Genomic DNA, 6,569 nt, shown 5'->3' with positions numbered 1-6,569 from the left:
CAAAATATATTTTGCGAAAACCGCTCATATGGCTCATATTACCCTTGCCATGAACGAATCCTCTACTGTCGCGACCCGCCTCAAACGCCTCATCGACGAGGCCCGATCCCAAAAAGAAGTCGCCCGTCTCGCCCATGTTTCCGACGGCACCCTTATCAATTGGGGACGCGGCCTCGGCCTGCGCGAAAGCAAGATGCGCGACGTAGCCCGCCGCCTCGGCGTCTCCGTGGAATGGTTCCGAGACGGCCTCGGCGACGAAGAAGCCGAGATCGCCTCCTTCCGCACCCGGCTCGCGGAGGGGGTCGGTGGCCCCCGGGGCGCGCTGCAAAGGGCGCGCGAAGCCGCCGGGCTGACCCTCGGTGCGCTCTCCAAGCGCACCGGTTATCCGGTCTGGATCCTCTCGCAACTCGAGAGCGGTGGAATTCGCGCCAGCGAAAAGCTGATCGACACGTTGTGCCGCGCGCTCCCCGACTTGAACAAGGAAGAGCTCATCATCGGCTCCGACCACCCGTTCATCATCGATGTCACCGGTGTCCACGGCACCCACGGGGCCTCTGTGAAACTCGCGCTGCCCACCGGCGTGAAAGGAAGATACGTGCCACTGCTCTCCTCCGCGGAGGCCGGAATCTGCGACGCCGGCCATTCCGATGGCGGCTACGAGTATTCAGGAATCTTCGCGCTCAATGTCGATGACCGGAGCGCCTTCGCCATCAAGGTCTCCGGCAATTCCATGGAGCCGAACTTGCGCGATGGCGACATGGTCATTTGCTCCCCCGCGCAGGAGGTCAACAACGGCGACGCCGCCGTGGTCCGCACGCACAGCGACAATGTCCACATCAAGTATTGGCAACGGCGCGGGGAGCGCGTGCTCCTCGAGAGCGCCAATCCGGCCTACCCCCCGATCGAAGTGCCCTACGAGGAGATCGCCGGCGCGTGGCCCATCGTGCAGACGATCACCGCCGGCAAAGTGCGCCGGCAGTAGCAATAGGATCGTGGCAACGGTCTCGCGACGCCGGGAGATAAAGCTGACGCGAAGGAGACAGTCCGCTTTCCGCCGGAGGAATAGCGTTTTTTGCGGTCCCAAAAGACGATTTTCCGCAATGGAGCCAATGGAGCCATGCACTTTTTTTCCGAAGTCATGCTTACATCGCGGGCATGGAAACCACCACTCACTCAGCCACCCGCCAAGAGGGCGAACCTCCGTTCGCGTCTCGCCGGCTTCGCCCGCACTGCCCTGGGCGCTGCGGCGCAGCGAAAACCTCGTCCATCTTCCATTGTCCATCGACCATTGCCAGCGCCTCCCGCGCTGTCGACGATCATCCGCCCACAGATGCGTGAACGTTGGCTGCTCCCGCAGCTCAGCGCGATCACGCCGACGTATATTGAGATGACGTTGCGCGGGGCCCTGGCCGGCGCGCACATCCCGCAGTGGGAGCTCTTCAACCTCATGGAAGACACCTGGCCGCGGCTGCGCAAGAATGTGCTCGAGCTGAAGATGGCGGTGCGCAGTCGCCGCGCCGTCCTCGAAGCCTATCGAGATGAGGACGAAGAGAAATCACCCACCGCCACCGAACGCATGAAGCTGGTCAGCGCCGCGCTGCGCCAGATGCAGCCGGACCCGACGGCGGATGAGGGCGCGTTCGACGATCTGGTGGGCGACATCCTCGATGCGTGGTTCAAGGGCGTGAGTGTGCTGGAGCTCGACTGGCACGTGGCGCAGACGCGCGCCCTCGGCCGCTTCGTCGCCCCGCGCGCCGCCCGCTGGGCCAGCCCGGTGCAGTACGTGTGGGACGGGGATTTGCGCCTGGGCCTGGCGGACGATACGCAGCAGACGCTCACCCCCTTCCCAGCCGACCGGTTCATCATCGCCCAGTGCAAGACCAAGAGTGGCTCGGTGCTCGGTGGCGCGCTCTTGCGCCCGCTGGTCTGGTGGTGGTGCGCGGCCAATTTCTCCGCCGACTGGCTGCTCAACCTCGCCCAAATCTTCGGCCTCCCGGTGCGCTGGGCCACCTACGATCCCACCGCACCGCAGGCCACCGTGGACCAAATCTCCACCATGTTACAAAACATGGGCAGCGCGAGCTGGGGCGCCTTCCCCAACGGCACCACGCTGGAAGTCAAAGCCGAGGGCCAGAAGAGCGGCAGCGAGACCCCGCAGGGCGACCTGCTCGACCGCGCCGACAAGCAGTGCGACCTGCTGGTGCTGGGGCAAACGCTGACGACAGATACGGGCGGGATGGGACAAGGAGGAGGCAGCCACGCCCTGGGCCGTGTGCACGCCGACGTGCGCTCGGGTATCATCGATGCGGCGGCGAAATTTGCGGCCGGAGTGATCGAGAAACAGCTCATCCCTTCCATCCTCCGCCTCAACTACGGAGACACCGACGAAGCGCCCACCCTCGCCTTCCACGAACGCGGCGAAGACGATCTCACCGCGCGCGCCCACTGGATCTCCACTCTCACCGCCGCGGGCGCCGGCCACATCATCCCACTGGATTGGCTCGGCAAGACCTTCGGCATTCCCAAACCGGAAGCCGGGGAGATGACGCTCGGGGACGCGAAGCAACAAGCCCAAACGAACAAGGCGACACTCGCCGCACGCATCTCGCACGAAGGCGGAACCGAAGACGCGGCGCTCGAGGGCGGAATAAAGTGGAACCCCCAGTTGCACCCCAAGGGCAAGGCGGGTCTGTTTGTATTCACCAACGGCGGAAAAACCAATTTAGGAGGAGAAGGGCATGAGGGTTTCCGTCCTGATTTCGGTGCCGGCGGGACGACGGGAAAGCCTTCTCCAAAGCCAAAATCGGGATCGTCATCCCCTAACAACTATGCAAAAATCAGACCCTCCGATGAAAAAGAAAATCCCGTCCGATCCCGAAGCGTTAAAGGCTCGCTTGAATCAGCCCTCCATGACATTCGAGGAGATGCTCCAGCAAGTCCGGGACACGATGAATTACACGCCGAAAGACAAGCCCGAGTCGCGCGAGAAGAAAATCAACTCCGCGCCTGGGCCGAAGCCCACGGAAAGCTAAAAGGCCGGCTTCCAGCCGAGCACGCCAGAGGCGGTGAACACACGGTCGAGCTCGTCCCGCATAGGGGAATTGTTGTCAAGGGCACCCGACCGGATGCGCACCACGGGTATGGCATCGCATATGGCAGCTTTTCGCAGGGAGCAACCCCGTTCGAGTATCTCGACCGCCTCCATATCCATAATCGCGTCTTCGATGACCGGGTAAAGTTGGAACGGATAGTCCGGCACGGGCACAAACTGTCCATTGTTACGTCGCAACCCTTTGTCAAGGGTGTGCCCACAGTGCCGACGGAGATCGATGGCTATATGGCGACCAAGGGTTTCGAGAGGCTGGGAGTCGGGATGTACTACCATGCGGACGAGGGATTACTTGTCCACGACATGGTGGAGAGAAACGTAATCAAGGACGCCCATGGCATCATCCATCCCATTGACCCGGCCATTCAGCGTGTAAGCCCCGACTTCGTCCATTTCCTCAAGCACCACTGGATCCCGTTGCACCACAGGGCTCTCCAAGGAAAAGAGGTCACTGACGGTCGAGCCATCTTGGCCGCCGCCTTCCATGCCTATCGAAACGCGCTGGTATGAGTCTGTTGGCACTGAAATCGCGGGAAAACCAATTTCGGCGGAGAAGGGCACGAGGGATTCGGCCGTGATTTCGGTGCCGGCGGAACCCCCGGAAAACCTTCTCCCAAACCAAATTCGGGATCGCCATTCCCGCACAACAATGCAAAGATAACACCCAGCGATGAAAATAAAAATCGTCAGCGCCGAAGAGCAGCTCAAGGCTCGCTTGAATCAGCCCTACATGACGTTGGAGGAGTGTCTGCAGCAAGCCCGGGACATGAACAGTCCCACGCCGCGCGAATTGCCCGAGTCGTCCTCGAAAAGGAAAAACCCCGCGCCAGGACCCGAGCCCACGGAAGGCTAAAGGGCTAGCTTCCGGTCGAACAGGCGGGAACAGAAAAGCCGGATATTGAAGCAGTACGAAATGGGTGCGCAGTCTGGGGTTTGGAATGGCCCGGGGGGCCAAGCCCTGATCACTAATATCGGCGGTATGGTCACCGCGGCGGCCACGGCGGGGCCGGGAGCGCGCCCCCTTTAACGCCGATGCCGGTAAAATCGCAGGAGCCTGGCGATCGGGCAAATGATCGCCTCCGCCGGAAAAATGGGCAGTTTTTTGGGTCTCCGGTGAAATTTTCCGCAATGGAGCCAATAGAGCCAATGGAGCAATGCACTTTTTTTTCGAAGTCATGCTTTAATCACGTGCATGGAGACACCACTATCTCAATCATCTGCCGCGAGGGCGGTTCCGAGGTTAGCCGAGCCGGTCAGTAGGGCGGGGACAGCGGGAGCGGCGGGGCCGGAAGCAGTTAGTCAGTCTGGCGGCGGCGTAGGGGTCACGGCCCGGTCCCATCCCGATGACACGCTGCCAAAATCGCAAGAGTTCGCGAATCGCGTAGCGATCCATTGCCCCACCGCACGCGGGAAAGCATGACCGGCCGTAATGAACCGCACTGATCTTTTTCCAACCCTAACTCAATACATAACTATGACAGTCCAAACGCAAACACTCATTCCTGCAATTCACCAGGGCGCGATGCTCTGCCGCGCCGCATACCAGGCGCCGGCGACGGCCACGGCGGAGGTGATGTACATGCCCGCGGGCTTGCAGGCGATCACGCCCAGCCAGGGCGGGCGGAGGGTACAGGTGCAGGTGCGGGTGGATCGCGCGGGGGCGGCGGCGCTGGAAACGCAACGGGCGAAGTTGGAGGCACGGGGGAAGCGGGCCTACTTCGACTTCAACCATGAGGACGGGGAGGCGAGCTTTTGGCCCGAGGAGTTTTTTTGGGTCGGCGATGGCGACGGGAAAAGGGTGGACGGAAAATGGGAAACGGAAAATGGAAGAGCGGCGGGGATTTATGCGCGGGGGGAATGGAGCGACCTGGGGCAGCAGGCGATCGCGGGGAAACGTTACCGGCAATTTTCGCCCGTCTTCTACGTGGACGATGTAGGGGCGAGGCCGGCGCGGATCGTCGCGAGAGAGGCAACAGCTCGAATCAAGCGAGAGAGTTCAACTGGCTTTGCGAATGGCGCGAGCCTGGTCCGGCAGCCCTCCTCGAGCGCGCCGCAGGATCTGGCTGACATTCGCGGCGCTGCGCATTTTCAGCCGGTCGGCGATCCAGCCCAGTGAAACCGTCGTCTGCTCCCATACAACTCGCGCGATCTGCACCTTGCGAGCATCACTGCCGGGCAGCCCTACCAGGTTCTCGCCCGTGAGCCCCGTTTCCGCCAGCCCCACGCGAACCAATTCTTCAGCGGTCTTTTCCCCATGGGCTTTCGCCACCGGCCCGCTCCGATACGTTCGATTGCGTGCTCCCCGCGACATCACCTGCGCCGCCAAGGCCAGCATCTTTTCCGCAAAGGCCTGGCTGCCCCAATACCAGCCCTGCCGTAGATCGCTCCGCCGCCGGTCACCCTCCGGTGCCGGCACCCCGCATTTCCGGACCGCTTCGGTCCGCGCTCGCTCGTCGAGATGCGCCACAAAACGGCGCCGCCCCGCGGCATCGTCGGGCAAGTCGTAGGCCCCCAATCCTTCTTCGCAGACCAGCCACGCCGGGCGCTGGCGCGCGGGCAGCGCGTATCCCCCGGCCACACTGCTCCACGGATAATCCCGCACGCTTCCCCCTCGTTGCAAGTCGATCAGCCCCGCGCGCACCGGATTCAAGTGAATGTAGTCGAGCAAGGTGCAGTAATACTCGCCCCGCCGCCCTTCGGTCACCACCGCCTTGTAACGATCGCCAAAGAGCCGTCCCCATGCCCGATGCCGGGTATTGAACCGTCGGGTATATGCATTTTGCAACCATTGCATGCCGGCCACCAGATTGGGCTCCGGTGTCTCGATCAGGCAGTGGTAATGATTATTCATCAGCACCCAGGCATGGACCCGCCAACCGGTTCGCTCACAGGCCTCACCCAAAGTCCGTAAAAAGAACCGCCGATCGAGATCATCGGCAAAGATCCGCTCCCGGCGATTCCCCCGCGCCATCACATGATAAAACGCACCGGGATATTCGAGGCGGATGCTGCGCGGCATGGGCGCAATTCAGCTCAACCAACCCTTCCTGTCAATATTTGTTGACTGACCCCTATTCCCGGGTATTGAACCGGCGGGTATAGGTGTTTTGCAGCCACTGCATGCCGGCCACCAGATTCGGCTCCGGCGTCTCGATCAAGCAATGGTAGTGGTTCCCCATCAGCACCCAGGCGTGAACCCGCCAGCCCGTTCGTTCGCAGGCCTCGCCCAGAGCTTTCAGAAAGAACCGCCGGTCGACGTCATCGGTAAAGATGCGTTCCCGCCGATTCCCGCGCGCCATCACATGATAAAACGCTTCAGGATATTCGAGACGGATGCTGCGCGGCATCGAACCATTTCAGCCGAAACAGGCGGTCCTGTCAAGATTTGTTGACTGACCCCTATTCCCCAGGCGTGAACCCGCCAGCCCGTTCGTTCGCAGGCCTCGCCCAGAGCTTTCAG

Annotated in this window: 6 protein-coding genes; 4 read left to right on the top strand and 2 right to left on the bottom strand. The window is 61.9% G+C overall.

Annotated features, from left to right (window positions below; all coding sequences use genetic code 11):
- Positions 1-49: 49 nt before the first annotated feature.
- The 4 genes from ABJF10_RS28215 (at position 50) to ABJF10_RS28200 (ending at position 5,225) form a co-directional block, all read left to right on the top strand.
- On the top strand, positions 50-982 hold the full coding sequence (locus ABJF10_RS28215) for a S24 family peptidase (RefSeq protein WP_348547957.1): 933 nt from the start codon (positions 50-52) through the stop codon (positions 980-982).
- 135 nt (positions 983-1,117) lie between these two features.
- Positions 1,118-3,619, top strand: a complete 2,502-nt coding sequence (locus ABJF10_RS28210) for a DUF935 family protein (protein WP_348547956.1) — start codon at positions 1,118-1,120, stop codon at positions 3,617-3,619.
- Between the two features lie 160 nt (positions 3,620-3,779).
- Positions 3,780-3,962: a hypothetical protein gene (locus ABJF10_RS28205; protein ID WP_348547955.1), complete on the top strand. Its 183-nt coding sequence runs from the start codon at positions 3,780-3,782 to the stop codon at positions 3,960-3,962.
- A gap of 621 nt (positions 3,963-4,583) precedes the next feature.
- Positions 4,584-5,225, top strand: a complete 642-nt coding sequence (locus ABJF10_RS28200; protein ID WP_348547954.1) for a phage protease — start codon at positions 4,584-4,586, stop codon at positions 5,223-5,225.
- On the opposite strand, the gene ABJF10_RS28195 is transcribed toward ABJF10_RS28200, so the two are convergent.
- Positions 5,106-6,128 carry a transposase gene (locus tag ABJF10_RS28195; protein ID WP_348547953.1) on the bottom strand — a complete coding sequence of 341 codons (1,023 nt, stop codon included), beginning with the start codon at positions 6,126-6,128 and terminating at the stop codon, positions 5,106-5,108. The two genes, ABJF10_RS28200 and ABJF10_RS28195, sit on opposite strands and share 120 nt — an antisense overlap.
- A gap of 52 nt (positions 6,129-6,180) precedes the next feature.
- The gene (locus ABJF10_RS28190) at positions 6,181-6,456 is read right to left on the bottom strand and encodes a transposase (protein ID WP_348547952.1); all 276 of its coding nucleotides are present in this window, start codon (positions 6,454-6,456) and stop codon (positions 6,181-6,183) included.
- Between the last annotated feature and the right edge of the window lie 113 nt (positions 6,457-6,569).

Source organism: Chthoniobacter sp., assembly GCF_040003245.1.
Taxonomy (GTDB): domain Bacteria; phylum Verrucomicrobiota; class Verrucomicrobiia; order Chthoniobacterales; family Chthoniobacteraceae; genus Chthoniobacter.
The sequence above is the reverse complement of the archived record's forward strand: the minus strand, read 5'-3'. Positions and strand labels throughout refer to the sequence as shown.